1 pseudogene is annotated in these 1350 nt (G+C 59.7%); it reads left to right on the top strand.

The annotated features are described in order from the left end of the window. Nucleotides 1-24 precede the first annotated feature (24 nt). A pseudogene (locus AB9F27_RS21830) lies at nucleotides 25-1075 on the top strand (IS110 family transposase). The last annotated feature ends 275 nt before the right edge of the window (nucleotides 1076-1350 follow it).

Here is a 1350-nt window from a genome sequence, read left to right as displayed (position 1 = left end):
ATCCGTTGACCGGCAGGTGATTGCATAGCAATCGCTGAGAGGTTCACCAAGTCTGTTTTTCAACTTCACGGCATTGACACGAATGGCGTCGTGGTTTTGCAAAAGAAGTTGCGCCGTGGCGCTGTTCTGAATTTCCTATCGAAACTGGAACCCTGCCTGATTGGCATGGAGGCCTGTGCCACATCGCATTACTGGGCGCGGGAAATCGCGGCGCTTGGTCACGACGTGCGGATGATTCCTCCCGCTTATGTAAAGCCGTACGTCAAACGGCAAAAGAACGATGCAGCGGATGCGGAAGCCATCTGCGAGGCTGTCACGCGACCGAACATGCGCTTCGTGCCAGTGAAGACCGAGGAGCAGCAGGGTGTTCTTGTGCTGCACCGGTCTCGTGACCTGCTGATGCGACAGCGCACGATGATCCTGAATGCGATCCGCGCCCACTTCGCCGAGTTTGGGGCCATCGCCGCGCAGGGGGCTCGAAAAGTTGCTGAACTTGTCAGTGTCCTTCGTGCTGATGACAACCCCAGATTGCCGGAGACAGCCCGGTCCGCCCTTCTGGCTTTGGCGGTACAACTCGACAGCTTGGAACAAGAAGTCCGGAAGATTGAGCGCGAACTTCTGGAGTGGCATCGGCAGAACGCCGCGAGCCAGCGGTTGATGACGATCCCGGGTGTTGGCCTTATCACGGCAACCGCGCTGGCTGCCAGTGTACCCGATCCGGCTGTCTTCAAATCCGGCCGATAGTTTGCGGCCTACCTCGGCGTGCGGTCCGTCACTCGGACGGATCGCGTTTCGGCCCACACTGCCCCGACAGAACTCGTCGGGCGGCAAGGATCGGCTCGGGCGAATTTCGAAGATGGGGAATGGCTCTCTGCGCCGACTGCTGGTTGTTGGTGCCACCTCCGTCACACGACGGGCGCCAACCACCGACACCCGAACGGGCGCTTGGGTTCGATCGCTCCTGGAGCGCAAGCCGACTCGGGTCGTCACCGTGGCTATCGCCAACAAGACCGCCCGAACAGCGTGGGCGCTCATGGTGAAAGGAGAGTCATACAAGGCCACACCGGCTATCTGAACGAAGGAGGGACAAAGCGGCACCCGACATCGCCGCGATGAGATGCAAGGGCAGAAGTGAGTGATGATGATCGAAAGGGACCGCCGCCGGGACACCCCGAGGTGCTGTCTGGGCTTTAAAGCTCGTTCGTCTGATTGGGACTCGGTACGCGGACTTCATCCGTTGTCTGGCAGGCGATGCTGGCATCGCTGAGAGGAAAGGCCAGCGGTCACATGCACCGCGTCAACAGGCCGGACACATGACCGCAACCTGCAACGATCAAAATCAGCTCAAAT

It is taken from the genome of Falsihalocynthiibacter sp. CO-5D18 (assembly GCF_041205445.1).
In the GTDB taxonomy this organism is placed as follows: Bacteria; Pseudomonadota; Alphaproteobacteria; order Rhodobacterales; family Rhodobacteraceae; genus Falsihalocynthiibacter; species Falsihalocynthiibacter arcticus.
The sequence above is the reverse complement of the archived record's forward strand: the minus strand, read 5'-3'. Positions and strand labels throughout refer to the sequence as shown.